At 66.8% G+C, this 16,275-nt stretch carries 13 protein-coding genes; 6 read left to right on the top strand and 7 right to left on the bottom strand.

Annotated features, from left to right (window positions below; all coding sequences use genetic code 11):
* The gene (locus tag BMI01S_RS09895; RefSeq protein WP_028230560.1) at nucleotides 1-1,680 is read right to left on the bottom strand and encodes a nitrite/sulfite reductase; all 1,680 of its coding nucleotides are present in this window, start codon (nucleotides 1,678-1,680) and stop codon (nucleotides 1-3) included.
* A gap of 250 nt (nucleotides 1,681-1,930) precedes the next feature.
* Between BMI01S_RS09895 and BMI01S_RS09890 the strand changes: the two genes are divergently transcribed.
* Nucleotides 1,931-2,872: a CysB family HTH-type transcriptional regulator gene (locus BMI01S_RS09890; protein ID WP_028210583.1), complete on the top strand. Its 942-nt coding sequence runs from the start codon at nucleotides 1,931-1,933 to the stop codon at nucleotides 2,870-2,872.
* A 192-nt stretch (nucleotides 2,873-3,064) separates the two neighbouring features.
* Nucleotides 3,065-4,174 (top strand): ABC transporter substrate-binding protein, encoded by a 1,110-nt coding sequence (locus BMI01S_RS09885; protein WP_244145319.1) that lies wholly within the window; start codon nucleotides 3,065-3,067, stop codon nucleotides 4,172-4,174.
* 151 nt (nucleotides 4,175-4,325) lie between these two features.
* On the opposite strand, the gene BMI01S_RS09880 is transcribed toward BMI01S_RS09885, so the two are convergent.
* From BMI01S_RS09880 to BMI01S_RS09855, 6 genes are all read right to left on the bottom strand, one after another.
* Nucleotides 4,326-5,486, bottom strand: coding sequence for a Gfo/Idh/MocA family protein (locus BMI01S_RS09880; RefSeq protein ID WP_036044639.1), 1,161 nt, complete (start codon nucleotides 5,484-5,486; stop codon nucleotides 4,326-4,328).
* Nucleotides 5,487-5,511: 25 nt separating this feature from the next.
* Complete coding sequence (locus tag BMI01S_RS09875) at nucleotides 5,512-6,561, bottom strand: sugar phosphate isomerase/epimerase family protein (protein WP_028230557.1); 1,050 nt, start codon at nucleotides 6,559-6,561, stop codon at nucleotides 5,512-5,514.
* Nucleotides 6,562-6,641: 80 nt separating this feature from the next.
* On the bottom strand, nucleotides 6,642-7,610 hold the full coding sequence (locus BMI01S_RS09870) for a substrate-binding domain-containing protein (protein WP_028230556.1): 969 nt from the start codon (nucleotides 7,608-7,610) through the stop codon (nucleotides 6,642-6,644).
* 106 nt (nucleotides 7,611-7,716) lie between these two features.
* Nucleotides 7,717-8,736 (bottom strand): ABC transporter permease, encoded by a 1,020-nt coding sequence (locus tag BMI01S_RS09865; RefSeq protein WP_028210588.1) that lies wholly within the window; start codon nucleotides 8,734-8,736, stop codon nucleotides 7,717-7,719.
* Nucleotides 8,717-10,204: a sugar ABC transporter ATP-binding protein gene (locus tag BMI01S_RS09860; protein WP_028230555.1), complete on the bottom strand. Its 1,488-nt coding sequence runs from the start codon at nucleotides 10,202-10,204 to the stop codon at nucleotides 8,717-8,719. The genes BMI01S_RS09865 and BMI01S_RS09860 overlap by 20 nt, the downstream gene beginning before the upstream one ends.
* A gap of 82 nt (nucleotides 10,205-10,286) precedes the next feature.
* On the bottom strand, nucleotides 10,287-11,375 hold the full coding sequence (locus BMI01S_RS09855; protein ID WP_028230554.1) for a LacI family DNA-binding transcriptional regulator: 1,089 nt from the start codon (nucleotides 11,373-11,375) through the stop codon (nucleotides 10,287-10,289).
* A 281-nt stretch (nucleotides 11,376-11,656) separates the two neighbouring features.
* Here BMI01S_RS09855 and BMI01S_RS09850 point away from each other — a divergent pair, with 281 nt between their 5' ends.
* From BMI01S_RS09850 to urtB, 4 genes are all read left to right on the top strand, one after another.
* Nucleotides 11,657-12,310: a protein-L-isoaspartate O-methyltransferase family protein gene (locus BMI01S_RS09850; RefSeq protein ID WP_028210591.1), complete on the top strand. Its 654-nt coding sequence runs from the start codon at nucleotides 11,657-11,659 to the stop codon at nucleotides 12,308-12,310.
* Nucleotides 12,311-12,392: 82 nt separating this feature from the next.
* The gene (locus BMI01S_RS09845; RefSeq protein ID WP_028210592.1) at nucleotides 12,393-12,716 is read left to right on the top strand and encodes a rhodanese-like domain-containing protein; all 324 of its coding nucleotides are present in this window, start codon (nucleotides 12,393-12,395) and stop codon (nucleotides 12,714-12,716) included.
* A 443-nt stretch (nucleotides 12,717-13,159) separates the two neighbouring features.
* Nucleotides 13,160-14,464: an urea ABC transporter substrate-binding protein gene (urtA, locus tag BMI01S_RS09840; RefSeq protein WP_028230553.1), complete on the top strand. Its 1,305-nt coding sequence runs from the start codon at nucleotides 13,160-13,162 to the stop codon at nucleotides 14,462-14,464.
* Between the two features lie 161 nt (nucleotides 14,465-14,625).
* The gene (gene urtB / locus BMI01S_RS09835; protein WP_042289043.1) at nucleotides 14,626-16,275 is read left to right on the top strand and encodes an urea ABC transporter permease subunit UrtB; all 1,650 of its coding nucleotides are present in this window, start codon (nucleotides 14,626-14,628) and stop codon (nucleotides 16,273-16,275) included.

The following is a 16,275-nucleotide window of genomic DNA, read 5'->3' as shown; positions in this document are numbered from 1 at the left end:
TCAGGCGTGGGCCGGCTGGCGCGAAGCGTACACGCGCTCCTTGAAGGGCGCGATGCCGATGCGGTCATAGGTGTCGATGAAACGCTCGCCGTCGATGCGCAGTTCGACGAACGTGTCGATCACCTTCTGGATCACGTCGGGCATTTCCTCGGCCGAGAACGACGGGCCGATCACGCGGCCAAGGCGCGCGCCGTTGGCGCCGTTGCCCTGCTCGCCGCCGAGCGACACCTGGTACCACTCCGCGCCGTCCTTGTCCACGCCCAGAATGCCGATGTTGCCGACGTGGTGGTGACCGCACGAGTTCATGCAACCCGAGATGTTGAGCGACAGGTCGCCCAGGTCGTGGACGAAATCGAGGTTATCGAAGCGCTCCTGGATTGCGAGCGCGATGGGGATCGACTTGGCGTTGGCGAGCGAGCAGAAGTCGCCGCCCGGGCACGCGATGATGTCGGTCAGAAGGCCGATGTTGGCGGTCGCGAAACCTTGCGCTTTCGCCTTTTCCCACAGCGCGAAGAGATCGCGCTTCTTGACGTCGGCGAGGATCAGGTTCTGCTCGTGCGAGACGCGGATCTGGCCGAACGAGTATTCGTCGGCCCAATCGGCCACGGCTTCCATTTGCGCATCGGTGGCGTCGCCCGGCGCGATGTTGCGCGGCTTGAGCGAAAGCGTGACCGACGCGTAGCCCGGCACGCGGTGCGGACGCACGTTGCGCTCGACCCAGCGCGCGAACGCGCGGTCCTCCAGCAGATGTTTCTCGTACGAGGTGTCCGTGTCGGCGATCTTTTCATAGACCGGCGGCGCGAAGTACTGCGAGACGCGGTCGACTTCTTCCTGCGTGAGCGTCGAGGGTCCGTCCTTCAGGTGCAGCCACTCTTCTTCCACCTGGTCGGCGAACTTCGCCGGCGAGAGCGCCTTCACGAGAATCTTGATGCGCGCCTTGTACATGTTGTCGCGGCGGCCGTAGCGGTTGTACACGCGCAGCACGGCTTCGCAGTAGGTCAACAGGTGCTGCCACGGCAGGTCGCGCTTGATGATGGCGCCGACGATCGGCGTGCGGCCGAGGCCCCCGCCCGCGAGGATGCTCGCGACGACTTCACCCTGCTCGTTGCGCTCGAGGTAGACGCCCAGGTCGTGGATCTGCACGGCGGCGCGGTCCTCCTTCGAGCCCGACACGGCGATCTTGAACTTGCGCGGCAGCCATGCGAACTCGGGGTGGAACGTCGACCACTGGCGCAGGATCTCGGACCACGGGCGCGGATCGACGACTTCGTCGGGCGCGACGCCCGCGAACTGGTCGGCGGTGATGTTGCGGATGCAATTGCCCGAGGTCTGGATGCCGTGCATTTGCACCGAAGCGAGCTTGCGCAGGATCTCCGGCGTTTCTTCGAGCTTGATCCAGTTGAACTGGATGTTCGAGCGCGTCGAGAAATGGCCGTAGCCGCGATCGTGCTCGCGCGCGATGCGTCCGAGCATGCGCAACTGGTCGCTGCGCAAGTTGCCGTACGGAATCGCGATGCGGTGCATGTAGGCGTGGCGCTGGTAGTACAGGCCGTTCTGCAGGCGCAGCGGACGAAATTCCTCTTCGCTCAATTCGCCCGACAGGCGGCGGCGAACCTGGTCGCTGTATTGCGCGACGCGTTCGTCGACGATGGTCTGGTCGTACTGATCGTATTGGTACATTCGGGGACCCCAGGGGTTGGTTCAATCGCGGCGTTCCGGTTACGCCGCGCTCCGACTTCTTTGACTTCGCTCTTTCCGCCTCTGTCCGGTCTGTCTCGAAGACCCGCGCCGTCCAGCCGCGCCGGTCATTTGCTAATGACCAAAACAGATATCCATATTGGAAAAGTTGGAGGAATGGTAATAAACTCGCCTTATATTTCAAACGACTCAAAAATCAGGTCGATATGCAAACAGGTTATAAGGGTTTGGTATGAACCTTCACCAGTTCCGCTTCGTCCGGGAGGCCGTGCGTCAGAACTTCAACCTGACCGAAGCGGCCAAGGCGCTGTATACGAGCCAACCGGGCGTCTCCAAGGCGATCATCGAGCTGGAGGACGAGCTTGGGGTCGAAATCTTCACGCGCCACGGCAAGCGCGTTCGCTCGCTGACGGAGCCGGGCCGGATCATCCTCGCCTCGGTGGAGCGCATTCTGCAGGAGGTGGAGAGCCTGAAGCGCGTGGGCAAGGACTACGCGGCGCAGGATCAGGGCAACCTGACGATCGCGGCCACGCACACCCAGGCGCGCTACTCGCTGCCAGCGGCCATCGCCGAGTTCAAGCGGCGCTTCCCGAAGGTGCACCTGTCGATCCTGCAAGGCAGCCCCACCCAGGTCGCGGAGATGGTGCTCCACGACCAGGCCGATCTCTGCATCGCGACGGAGGCCATCTCCGGCTACAAGGAACTGGTGTCGCTGCCCTGCTTCACCTGGCACCACGTGGCGGTGATGCTGCCCGACCACCCGCTGCTGGAGCGCAAGCCGCTCTCGCTCGACGATCTGGCCCAATATCCGCTGATCACCTACGACAACGCCTTCGCCGGGCGCACGAAGATCAACGACGCGTTCCGCCTGCGCGCCCTCTCGCCCGACATCGTGCTGGAAGCCATCGACGCGGACGTGATCAAGACCTACGTCGAACTGGGACTGGGCGTGGGCATCATGGCCGACATCGCGTTCAACGCCGAGCGCGACCGGCATCTGCGCGCCGTGCCCGTGGGCCACCTGTTCGGCAGCAACGTCACGCGCGTGGCGCTCAAGCAGGGGGCCTACCTGCGCAGCTATGTGTATACGCTCGTCGAGCTGCTCTCGCCGAGCCTGAACCGCAAGCTCATCGAGCAGGCGCTCAAGGGCGAGCACGAGACTTACGAGCTGTAGCGGGATGCGGCGGCGCCGCGCCGGCAGAAAAATCAGACAAAATCAGCATCACAACAACGTCGCTTTTCGCCCGCTCTGCATGGGATCAGAGTACGGCGCCGAAGCGCCAACTCTGATCGACAGGAGATCCAACGGATGAAGCCGTACACGTACTTGCGCCCGCTCGCCACGGCGGCCGCGCTCGCAGCCGCCATGTTCGCGCCGGCCGCGCACGCCGACATCAAGGTGGGCGTCGACCTGTCGAGCACGGGGCCCGCGGCCGCCATCGGCATCACGAGCAAGAACGCCATGCTGATGTGGCCCGACACGATCGCGGGCCAGAAGGCCGAATACATCGTGCTGGACGACGGCTCGGACCCGGGCGCCGCCGTGCGCAACATCCACAAGCTCATCAACGAAGATCACGTGGACGTGATCGTCGGGCCGAACATCACGCCGGCCGCGCTCGCGGCGCTCGACCCGGTGGCGCAGAGCAGGACGCCGATGATCACGCTGGTCGGCTCGGGCTCCGTGGTCGAGCCGCAGCAGGGCGCGCGCGTGTGGGCGTTCAAGATGGCACAGACCGACGCCGCGATGGCCGACGTCATGACGCGCTACATGGCCGCGCACGGCGTGAAAACCGTCGGCTTCATCGGCTTTGCCGACAGCTACGGCGACAGCTGGCTCAACGAGTTCACGAAGTACGCGAAGGAACGCAACATCGAGATCGTGGCGACCGAGCGCTACAACCGCACCGACGCCAGCGTGACGGGCCAGGTTCTCAAGCTCATCGCGGCGAAGCCCGATGCCATGCTGATTGCGGGCGCGGGCACCCCGACCGTGCTGCCGCAGCGCACGCTGATCGAGCGCGGCTACAAGGGGCCGATTTATCAGACGCACGGCATCGCCACGCCCGAGTTCATCAAGCTGGGCGGCAAGGACGTGGATGGCACCCTGTTCCCGACCCAGCCCGTGGTGGTCGCGCGCACGCTGCCCGCCGACCAGCCGGCGCAAAAGGCGGCGCTCGCCTTCGTCGACGCCTACGAGGCCAAGTACGGCCCCGGCACGGTCACGCAGTTCGCTGGCGACGCCGCTGGCGTGTACCCGCGCCTGCAAGATGCCGTGACGCGCGCGCTGAAGACCGCGCAGCCGGGCACGGAGGCGTTCCGCGTGGCGTTGCGCAGCGAACTCGAACACGCGCATGAAGTGGTCGTGCCCAACGGCATGGTGACCACGAGCCCGACCGACCACGTGGGCCTCGACCAGCGCGCGAGCGTGATGGGCACGGTACGCGGGGGCAAGTTCGTGTATCTCGGGCAATGAGCGCAAGCGCCCCGCGCGCATGAAGCCAATCACGGCGAACGGCGGCTAACCGCAGCTAACCGCAGCGGTGATCGGAGGGCGCTCAAGGTCGCGCGCTCTTCGAGGCTGCGGGGTGCTCCAAGCGCATCGCGGCGCTTCCCTTGCAACGCATTCACGACCGCGCGATGCTGCGCCACTCGCCGCCCGCCTTGCTGCTCGCCAGCACCGCCTCGATGAAGCGCAATCCCTCCACGCCGTCGTCCACCGTCGTGAGGAGCCGGCTCTCGGGCGGCGCCGGCTCGCCGGCCTCGCGCGCGCGAATCTGCGCGGCGGCGTCGCGATAAAGCTGCGCGAACGCCTCCAGATACCCCTCCGGATGCCCCGGCGGCACGCGCGTGGCGTGCCGCGCGGCGGCCCCTGTCACGCGGCCTCGCGTGAGCCGCTGCGCCGCGCCGCCCTGCGGCGTGAACCACAGCAGATTCGGCTCCTCCTGATCGAACGCAAGCCCGGCCTTCGTGCCATACACCCGCAGCCGTAGCGCGTTTTCCGCGCCGCTCGCCACCTGGCTCGCCCATAGCATGCCGCGCGCGCCGTTGGCGTAGCGCAGCATGGCCTGCACGTGATCGTCCACGCGACGGCCCGGCACGAAGGTGTGGACTTCCGCCGCCAGCGAGTCGGGCACGAGCCCGCTCACGAACGCCGCCAGCTGATAAGCATGCGTGCCGATGTCGCCCAGGCACCCCGCTGGCCCGGCGAGCGCCGGATCGGTGCGCCAGACGGCCTGGCGATTTGCGCCGCTGCCCCCGACCGCGCGCTCGACAGGATTGGCGAGCCAGTCCTGCGCGTACTCGACCTGTACGATGCGCACGTCGCCGATCTCGCCCGCCTCGACCAGCTCGCGCGCGTGCCGCACGAGCGGGTAGCCCGAATACGTATGCGTGAGCGCGAACACGAGATTCGCGTCGCGCGCGTGCTGGGCGAGCGCCTCGCCTTCGGCGAGCGACACCGCGAGCGGCTTGTCGCAGATCACGTGAATGCCCGCATCCATGAACGCGTGCGCGACCGGCGCATGCAGATGGTTGGGCGTGACGATCGCCACGACCTCGATGCCGTCTTCGCGCGCGCCTTCCACGCTCGCCATCTCGCGCCAGTCCGCATAGCTGCGGGCAAGGCCGAGCGCCTCGGCGCTCGATTGCGCGCGCGTCGCATCGGACGAGAGCGCGCCGGCCACGAGTTCGAACGCATCGTCGATCCGCGCCGCGATGCGATGCACGGCGCCGATGAACGCCCCCTCGCCGCCGCCGACCATGCCGAGTCTGAGTCTTCGCGTCATTGCACCACTCCTTCAGGAATGCCGATCAAAGCCCGAGCACACCCCGCAGCTGCGCCGCATCGACACCGCTGCCCGCAAAGTCGTCGAACGCGCGCTCCGCCACGCGGATGATGTGCCGCTTGATGAACTCCGCGCCTTCGCGGGCGCCGTCGTGCGGATGCTTGAGCGCGCACTCCCATTCGAGCACCGCCCAGCCCGGATAGTCGTACTGGGTGAGCTTCGAGAAGATCGCGCCGAAGTCGATCTGCCCGTCGCCGAGCGAGCGAAAGCGCCCGGCGCGCTCGACCCAGCCGCTGTAGCCGCCGTACACGCCCTGCTTTCCGGTGGGGCGAAATTCGGCGTCCTTCACGTGGAAGGCCTTGATGCGCGCGTGATAGATGTCGATGAATGCGAGGTAGTCGAGCTGCTGAAGCACGAAGTGGCTCGGATCGTAGAGGAGGTTCGCGCGCGGATGGTCGCCTACGGCCGCGAGAAAACGTTCGAACGTCACGCCGTCGTGAAGATCCTCGCCCGGATGCAGCTCGTAGCAGACATCGACGCCCGCCGCATCGAATGCGTCGAGGATGGGCCGCCAGCGGCACGCGAGCTCGTCGAAGGCGGCTTCGACGAGACCCGCCGGCCGCTGCGGCCACGGATACAAATACGGCCACGCGAGCGCGCCCGAAAACGTCACGTGCGCGCTTAGCCCCAGGTTCTTCGAGGCGCGCGCGGCCAGCATCAACTGGTCGATCGCCCATGCCGTGCGCGCCTCGCGATTGCCCCGCACCTGCGGCGGCGCGAAGCCGTCGAACAGCGTGTCGTAGGCGGGATGCACGGCGACGAGCTGCCCTTGCAGATGCGTGGAAAGCTCGGTGATCGCCACGCCCGCGTCGTCGGCCTGCTGGCGCAGGTCGTCGCAGTACGCCACGCTCGACGCGGCCTGCGCGAGATCGACGAGGCGCGCATCGGTGGGCACCTGCATGCCCTTGTAGCCGAGCTGGGCAGCCCAGCCGGCCATGCTCCCAAAGCTGTCGAACGGCGCGTCGTCGCCGAGAAACTGCGCGAGGAATATCGCAGGGCCCTTGATCGTCTTCATCGGCTCTCTCCCTCTGGTTAAGGACGCCGCGCGCCTTCGGGGCGAACGCGCGCGGCGGCGATCATTGACGGCAAGCCCGCTCAGAACGGCGAATCGGGGAAGTAGAACTGCTTCGCGTTCTCTTTGGTGATCAGCACCGAAGGGATGATCGTCGTGGGCGGCAGCGTCTTGCCCTGCAAACGCGCATCGGCCGTGAGCTTGATCGCGTCGTAGATGAACTTCGGCGAATAGGAGACATCGGCCTTGATGAGCGCATCGCCATCCATCACGCGCTTGACCATCTCCTTCGATCCCGCGCCGCCGAACACGATCTTGATGTCGTTGCGTTTCGCCTGGTCGATCGCCTTGAGCACGCCCACGGCCATGTCGTCGTCGGCGGCCCACACGGCGTCGATGTGCTTGAAGCGCGTGAGAAAGTCCTGCATCGTGCGGAAGGCGTCGTCGCGGTTCCAGTTCGCGTACTTGGCGTCGAGGATCTTGATGTTCGGGTAGTTCTTGAGCACCGACGTGAAGGCGCTCCAGCGCTCGTTGTCGAGCGTGGTGGGAATGCCGCGCAGCGCGACGATGTCGCCCTTGCCGTCGAGCTGCTTCGCGAGGTATTCGGCGGGAATCTTGCCGAACGCCGTGTTGTCGCCCGCCACGTAAGCGTTCTGCGCACTCGTGTCCGTGAGACCGCGGTCGACCACCGTCACGTACACGCCCTGCTTCTTCACCTGCGCGACTGGCTGCGTGAGCGAGGCCGATTCATACGGAAAGATCACGAGCGCGTTGATCTTGTTGACGGTCACGAGGTCCTGCAACTGGTTCGCCTGATCGGGCGCATTCGCCGCCGTCTTGACGATGACCTTCAGATCGGGATGCGCCTTTTCGAGTTCCTTTTTCGCCTCGTTCGCCCACCAGACGATGCCGCCCGTGAAGCCGTGGTCGGCAGTCGGAATGGCGACGCCCAGCGTCACCTTGTCGTCGGCGCGCGCGGCGCCCGCACCGAACGTCGCCGCCACGCCGAGCGCCAGCGCACCCGCACACATCGTTCGAATCATCTTCTTCATGATGCTGTCTCCTATGCGGGCACGCGCCCGTTTGCGTTGTGTTGCATTGAGTGTTGGCTGCCTCCTCCGACCGCCCGACTGCCTTGCCAGAACCGCTTCGACATCCTTATCGTCTGCCACGCTGCAGGAAGGCCACCGCGATGATCGCCACGCCCTGCACGGCCGCGTTCAGATACACACTGATGATGCTCGTGAGATTGAGGATATTGGCGATCACCGAGAGCAGCACCGCGCCGACCACGGTGCCCGCCACGCGCCCTTCCCCGCCCTTGAGCGCGGTGCCGCCGACCACCACGGCGGCGATCGCCTCCAGCTCCCACAGCAGGCCCGTGGTCGGCGTGGCCGAACCGAGGCGCGGGACATAGAGCACGGTCGCCACGCCCACGCACACGCCCAGCAGCACATACGTCGCACACTTCACGCGATCGACGCGTATCGCCGCATAGCGCGCGACCTGCTCGTTCGAGCCGATCGCCTGCACGTGGCGCCCGAACGCCGTGCGGTTGAGAATCAGCGCGCCGCCCGCCGCCGTGAACGCGAACACCCAGACGGGCACGGGAATGCCGAACAGACTCGCGTAATACACGGGGCCGTAGAGATCGACGAGCGGGTTCTGCAGCGTGAGCGCGCCGCCATCTGCGAGCCAGGTGAGCACCGAGCGGAAGATGCCGAGCGTGCCGAGCGTCACGATGAAAGGCTCGATGCGCCCGCGCGTGATGAGCAGGCCATGCGCGAGCCCGAACGCCGCGCCCAGCACGAGCGCGATCGCCATGCCGAGCGCCACGATGGCGAGCGGCGCCAGCGTATGGGCATCGGCAAGCGTGTTCATGGTCCAGATCATCACGCCCGCGATCAGCGCGGCCATGGATCCAACCGAAAGATCGATGCCACCCGAGATGATCACGAACGTCATGCCCACGGAAATGATGCCGATGAACGACGTGCGCGTGAGCACGTTGAGCAGGTTGCCGGCGGTCGCGAAGTCGCGGTTGAGCAGCGTGCCGAGCACGCACAGCGCGATCAGGCCGATGAGCGGCCCGACGCCCGCCAGCCGGTGCACGAGGCGAGCCGCGGCCGCGCGTGCGCGGCGGCCTTCGGAGGCGGCGTCAGTGGGTGCCGGTTGCATGGGCGATCAGCTCCTCTTCGTTCAGATGTTCGCGCCCGAGCGTGGCGACGAGCCGGCCCGCGCGCATCACCGCTACGCGATGCGCGAGCCCGATCAGCTCGATGAGCTCCGACGAGATCACGACGACCGCGCGCCCCGAGGCCGCGAGCCGCTGGATCAGGAAATAGATTTCGCGCTTCGCGCCCACGTCGACGCCGCGCGTGGGCTCGTCGAGCACGATCACGCGCGGGTCGGGCTGCAGGAACTTGGCGAGCGCGAGCTTTTGCTGGTTGCCGCCCGAGAGCATGCGCGCGCGGCTATCGAGGTCGCCCGTGCGGATGCCGAAATCGCGCACCGCCTTTTCGAGCGCGCGGCGGCCCGCCTTGAGGTCGAGCAGCGGGTGCCCGTAACGCTCGAGCGTCATGAGCGTGAGGTTGTCCTGCAGCGTGAGGTTCATGTGCAGGCCGCGTCCTTTTCTGTCTTCGCTCAGATAGGTGAGGCCATGGCGCATCGCGTCACGAGGGTGGTGCAGCGTGACCGGGCGCCCGTCGATCTCGATCTCGCCCGCCTGCTTCTCGCGCAGGCCCATGATGGCCTCGAACGCCTCGCTGCGCCCCGCGCCCACGAGCCCCGCGAAGCCGAGAATCTCGCCCGCGCGGACCTCGAAGCTCAAACCGTCGACCCAGCCCGGCACGATGAGGTTCTTCACGCGCAGCGCCACGGGCGCATCGTCGGGCACCCCGCCTTTCTCCGGGAACATGTCCGAAACATCGCGGCCCACCATCAGGTTTGCCATCTGCTGGCGCGCGAGCCCTGCCGTCGCGCTCGCGGCGACGAAGCGGCCGTCGCGCATCACGACCACGTCGTCGGTGATTTTCTCGACCTCGTCGAGCTTGTGCGAGATGTAGACGAGCGTCGTGCCGCCCGCGCGCAGCTTCGTCATCAATGCGAAGAGGCGCGCCGTTTCCGCGGGCGTGAGCGTGGCCGTGGGCTCGTCCATGATGAGCAGGCGCGCGTGCCGCGAGAGCGCCTTGGCGATTTCGACGAGCTGTTTTTCCGCGACGATCAGGTCGCGCACCTTCGTGTCCGGGTCGCGCGCGAGGCCCACCTGGGCCAGCAGTTCGAGCGCTTCGCGGCGCATGGCGGCATCGTCGACGAGCCAGCCTTTGCGCTTCTCGTGGCCAAGGAAGATGTTCTGCGCGATCGTGAGATGCTCGGCGAGGTTGAATTCCTGGTGGATCAGCACGATGCCCGCCGCCTCGGCCTCGCGCGAGCCTTCGAAGCGGCGCGGCACGCCATCCACCACGAGCTCGCCGGCGCTCGCGTGCTCGTAGCCCGCGAGAATCTTCACGAGCGTGGACTTGCCCGCGCCGTTCTCGCCCAGGAGCCCGTGAATGCGCCCCGGCGCGAGCTCGAAGCTCACGCCGTGCAGCACGCGCACGGGACCGAAGTCCTTGCGGATGTCGTTGAACTTCACGGCGACGCTCATGAGCGTGCGCTCCTCCTGATGTGTTGGCCGAAGTTGCCGCCAGGCGCTGGCAACGGGGCCATGCAACGCAACTGCAACGGGTTCAGGCGCTCTCGCGCACCACCAGCCGATGCGGCAACAGCACGCCTGGCACGCACGCGCGCGGATCGGCGAAGCGCCGCAGCAACAGGCGCGCGGCCGTCTCGCCCAGCTCCCGCATGGGCTGCGCGATGGTCGTGAGCGGCGGGTCGATCTGCGCGGCGAGCGCGATGTCGTCGAAGCCCACCACGGCGACGTCGTGCGGCACGCGCCGTCCCACGCCGCGCAAGCCGTTGACCACGCCCACCGCGAGCGTGTCCGACACCGCGAAGATCGCATCGGGCGCCTCGCCCGCCGGCAGCTGCATGAGCGCGGCGGCGGCCCGCGCGCCGGCGTCGTAGTCGAGGCAGTTCACGTTCACGCGCCAGGCGTCGCGCGCCACGATGCCCGCCTCGGCAAGCGCGCCACGCCAGCCGTCGCGGCGCTGCTGCGCGTAGAGGTAGTGCTCGTCGGAGTTGATGAGCGCGACGCGTCGCCGCCCCCGCGCGATCAGATGCCGCACCGCGTCGTGCGCGGCCCGGTAGTTGTCGATCCCGACGTAGGGCACGCCGACGTCCGGGTCGAACTCGCAGCACGCCACCCACGGCAGCGCCGTCGCTTCGGCCGCGAGCGCGTGCTGCACCGTGGCCGGGTCGAGGCAGATCGCGCCGTCCGCACGATGGCGGCGCAGCAGGTCGAAGTAGCTGCGCTCGCGCCCCGCGTCGGCGCCCGTGTCGCACAGCAGCAGGAAGAACCCGTGCTGACGCGCGACGCTGTCGATGCCGCGCACGATCTCGGCATAGAACGGGTTGCCGAAGTCCGGCACCATCGTCAGCAGCAGGCGGCTTTCGGCGGTGCGCAGGTTGCGCGCGAGTTCGTTTACCCGATAGCCGCTCGATTCGATCTCGGCGAGCACGCGCTCGCGGGTCGCCGCGCGCACGTTCGTATGCCCGTTGAGCACGCGCGAGACCGTCGCGACCGAAACACCCGCGCGCTCGGCAACCGCCGCGATCGAGCCGCCGCGCGCGGCTTCAGCGCGTGCGGCCTCGGCGCGTGCGGCGGGACCGGCGGCTTCGGGCTGGGGCTGCGGCGATCGAGGCGAGCGTGCGGACATGAACGAAGGCAATCCTGGTCGATGAACACCGGTGCGCCGGCCGCGAGGCGAGCCGTTCGGCCGCCCCCCGATGTAATCGATTACATTTTTGGTACGAGAACCACAAAACCGCAAGGCGCACGAGGCCAGGACAAACACCGATCCGTCAATGTCCCGTTACAGCCGCCTGCTGCCGGCGGCGCGGCCAGGCCAGAAGCCGGTTTGCTACAATTCTGCGGTTGCCCGGCGCCCTTTTTGCCGGGCTCGACACGAACCGAACCCGACCACAACGCCGAGTCACCATGAACATCGAACAAGCGCGTTTCAACATGATCGAACAGCAGATTCGCCCCTGGGAAGTGCTGGACCAGGACGTGCTGAACCTGCTTGCGATCGTCAAGCGTGAGCATTTCGTCCCCGAGGCCTATACCGCCCTCGCGTTCGCCGACCTCGAAGTGCCGCTGCCGAACGGCCAGCACATGCTGGCGCCGCGCGTCGAAGCGCGCGTGCTGCAGGAACTCGCGGTGAAGAAGCACGAAAGCGTGCTCGAAATCGGCGCGGGCTCCGGCTACATGGCGGCGTTGCTCGCACACCGGGCCCAGAAGGTGCTGACCGTGGAGATCGACCCGGAACTCGCCGAGTTCGCGCGCGCGAACTTCGTGAAGAACGGCGTGCTCAACGCCGAAGTCGCGCTCGGCGACGGCGCGCGCGGCTGGGCCGCGAATGCGCCCTACGACGTGATCTGCGTCTCGGGCGGCCTGCCGGTCGTGCCGCAGGAACTGCTCGAGCAGCTCAAGGTGGGCGGGCGCCTGGCCGCTTTCGTGGGCGGCGCGCCGGTCATGGAAGCACAGATCATCACGCGCATCGACGAAAAGCAGTACCGCATTGCCGGCGTATTCGAGACCTACGTCGAACCGCTGCAGAACGCCGTGCATCCGCCGCGCTTCAAGTTCTGACGCGCCGCCAACCTGTCGTATCGCCGGGCGTGCTTTTGAGGATTTTCCGGGCTGCCCGGCCTTTTACCCGATCGAGTGTTCCATGCAGAATCTGACCGCCCCCGCCCTCGCCGAATGGCTCGCCGACACCTCGCGCGAGACCCCCGTCCTGCTCGACGTGCGCGAGCCTTGGGAAATCGAAACCGCGAAGATCGCGGGCAGCACGTCGATCCCCATGCGCGACATTCCCGCGCGTAGCGAGGAGCTGGACGACGAAGCGCCGATCGTCTGCATTTGCCACCACGGCGCGCGCAGCGCCCAGGTCGCGATGTTCCTCGAGTCGCGCGGCCACACCAAGGTGTTCAACCTGCAAGGCGGCATCGACGCGTGGTCGCGCCAGGTCGATCCGAAGGTGCCGACGTACTGAGCACCTCACACCACGGCGGCATGAACCGCCAGTGCATCAGCTAAAAAGGGGCGTGGCCGGGAGCCGCGCCCTTTGTCATTTCTGGGCCGTTCGCTTCAGTCCACGCCAGAAAACCGTTCTTTAAAGTACGCGCACGCCATGCACAACGTTGCAGCGTGCCCGGCCGCACGGTCGTTTCACTGCATGCATGCCCGCACTGAGACGATGCAGCGCGCCCGAACATGCATCCCGCTGCACCACGATCGCCCGCCTGCGACGTTGCCCCCGATGCGCGCCGCATGACCGCCTCCCTTGTGGGGCAAGCCTCGCGCCCGATCTTCGCCCTGGCACAACGCTTGCAGAAGCCTCCTCGCAAGACTGGCCACACAAATCGGGCGGCGCGCAAGACAAGAAACAACCACGCGCCACGGCCCATGACTCTTTCACCGACAAGGGGCAAATAAATGAAACGTCGCAGTCTGTTGAAACTCGGGACGATGTCGGGCGCACTCGCGGTTGCCGCTCGCGTGCCGTTCGCGCACGCGGACGCCGGCAGCGGCCCGATCAAGGTGGGCATCCTGCACTCGCTCTCGGGCACGATGGCCATTTCGGAGACCTCACTGAAAGACACCGCCTTGATGACGATTGCCGACATCAACAAGAACGGCGGCGTAATGGGGCGTCAGATCCAGCCCGTGGTGGTCGATCCGGCGTCGAACTGGCCGCTCTTCGCCGAGAAGGCGCGTCAGCTCCTCACCCAGGACAAGGTCGCGTGCGTGTTCGGCTGCTGGACTTCGGTGTCGCGCAAATCGGTGCTGCCGGTTTTCGAGGAGCTCAATGGTCTGCTCTACTACCCCGTGCAATACGAAGGGGAAGAGATGTCGCGCAACGTTTTCTACACGGGCGCCGCGCCCAACCAGCAGGCTATTCCCGCCGTGGAATACCTGATGAGCGCCGAAGGCGGCGGCGCGAAACGCTTCTTCCTGCTCGGCACCGACTATGTGTATCCGCGCACGACCAACAAGATCCTGCGTGCGTTCCTGCACTCCAAGGGCGTGAAGGACAGCGATATTCAGGAGGTCTACACGCCGTTCGGCCATAGCGACTATCAGACCATCGTCGCGAACATCAAGACCTTCTCGCAGGGCGGCAAGACCACCGTCATTTCGACCATCAACGGCGACTCGAACGTGCCGTTCTACAAGGAGCTGGGCAATCAGGGCATCAAGGCCACCGAGGTGCCCGTCGTGGCATTTTCCGTGGGCGAGGAAGAGCTGCGCGGCATCGACACCAAGCCGCTCGTGGGCCACCTCGCGGCGTGGAATTACTTCATGTCGGTGAAGGGGGCGCAGAACACGAAGTTCAAGGACCAGTTCGAGGCGTGGGTGAAGGCGAACAACCTGCCCGGCGGCAGCAAACGCGTGACCAACGACCCGATGGAAGCGACCTTCGTCGGCATCCACATGTGGAAGCAGGCCGTCGAAAAGGCGAAGAGCACCGACGTCGACAAGGTGCGCGTGGCGATGATCGGCCAGGCGGTCGCGGCGCCCTCGGGGTTCACGCTCACGATGGACGGCAACCATCATCTGCACAAGCCGGTGATGATCGGCGAGATTCGCGGCGACGGCCAGTTCAACGTGGTGTGGAAGACCAGGACGGCGATCCGCGCGCAACCGTGGAGCCCGTTCATCGCCGGCAACGAAGGCAAGCCGGATGTGGTCACGTCGAACCCGCTGCCCGCTTTCCTGCGCCGCTCGCGCGTGGCCTGACGTGCCTGTGACTTGCTCGTGACGAGCTTTTGACGCGCTGAGGCGCTGGTGAGCTGATACGCCACGCGCGCCGGACCGGACGCGCGTGCCTGCGCGATCTGCCAACGGCTTGCAGCGCAGCGGTAACGCTGCGCTGCAAGCCGCATCGAAAAGAACCCATCATGGCTCTCTCTCTTCCGAGGTACGCGCGCGCGGGCTTGCACCACGCACTCGCCGCGGCGGCGCTCTTCGCAGCGCTCAGCACCTGCGCGCACGCGCTCGATGCCGCCGATGTCGCGCCGCTCGGCGGCGACGACTTCGATGCGAAATCCGCCGCCATCGACAAGCTCATCGCCACGCACGACGCCGCCTCGCTCGCGCTGCTCAAGGCGCTCGCCCAAGACAACGTGAGCGCGACCGACTCCGGCGAAGTGCTCGTGCTGGAGGGCGCGGATGGACAAAGCGCACACGACGCCGTGACGGGCCAGGGCGTCGCCGCCGGCGTCGCTTCGAGCGCGCAGCCCATCACGCTGAATAACCTGCTGCGCTCGAAGGTGGCGGGCGCCGTATCGGGCCTGCAGCTCGACTCGCCCAATGTCGCCACGCGGCGCGACGCCATCGCCGCGCTCCTCAAGAATCCCGACCCGGCCATGAAGCCGATGATCGACGCCGCGCGCGCGAAGGAAACCGACCCTGCGCTCAAACGGCGGCTCGACACGCTCTGGGCCATGACCGCGCTGCACGACCCCAATGCGGCGACGCGCCTCGAAGCCGCGAAGCTCGTCGCCGCGCGCCACGATCTCGACATGTACGAACTGCTGCGGCCGCTCGTCGCGAAGAGCGCGAGCGGCGCGTACAACGAACCCGATGCGGAGGTTCGCGCGGCAGCACAGCAAGGCATCGACGCGCTCGACGCCATCCAGCGGCGCAGCGAAATCGCCGGCACGCTGTTCGCGGGCATCTCGCTCGGCAGCGTACTGCTGCTCGCGGCGCTCGGCCTCGCCATCACCTATGGCCTCATCGGCGTCATCAACATGGCGCACGGCGAGTTCCTCATGATCGGTGCGTACGCAACGTATGTCGTGCAAACGCTCGTGCAGCGCTACGCGCCAGGCGCCTTCGACTGGTATCCGCTCTTCGCGATCCCCGCTTCGTTCATCGCCGCCGCGCTCGTGGGCGCGGTCATCGAGCGGCTCGTGATCCGCCATCTGTACGGTCGCCCGCTCGAAACGCTCCTCACCACGTTCGGCATCAGCCTCATCCTCATTCAGGCCACGCGCATGATCTTCGGCGCGCAAAACGTGCAGGTCGAAAATCCCTCGTGGATGAGCGGCGGCGTGACTGTCATGCCCAGCCTCATCCTGCCGTACAACCGCCTTGCGATCCTCGCGTTCTCGCTGATCGTCGTGGGCATTGCGTGGACCGTGCTCGCGAAAACGCGCCTTGGCCTGTTCGTGCGCGCCGTCACGCAGAACCGCCGCATGGCCGCGTGCGTGGGCGTGCGCACCGCGCGCGTCGATGCGTGGGCCTTCGCGTTCGGCGCCGGCGTGGCGGGACTGGGCGGCTGCGCGCTTTCGCAGATCGGCAACGTCGGGCCCGACCTCGGCCAGAGCTACATCATCGATTCGTTCATGGCCGTGGTGCTGGGCGGGGTCGGGCAGATCGCGGGCACCGTGGTCGGCGGCTTCGGGCTCGGGCTCGTCTCCAAGGCCATCGAGCCGTTCTGGGGTGCCGTGCTCGCGAAAATCGCCGTGCTCGTGCTGATCGTGCTCTTCATCCAGAAGCGTCCGCAGGGCCTGTTCGCCCTCAAGGGCCGCAGCGCGGAGGCATGA

The sequence above is a fragment of the Paraburkholderia mimosarum LMG 23256 = NBRC 106338 genome, from assembly GCF_000739815.1.
GTDB classification, from domain to species: domain Bacteria; phylum Pseudomonadota; class Gammaproteobacteria; order Burkholderiales; family Burkholderiaceae; genus Paraburkholderia; species Paraburkholderia mimosarum.
This window is presented reverse-complemented; position numbering and strand designations above follow the sequence as displayed.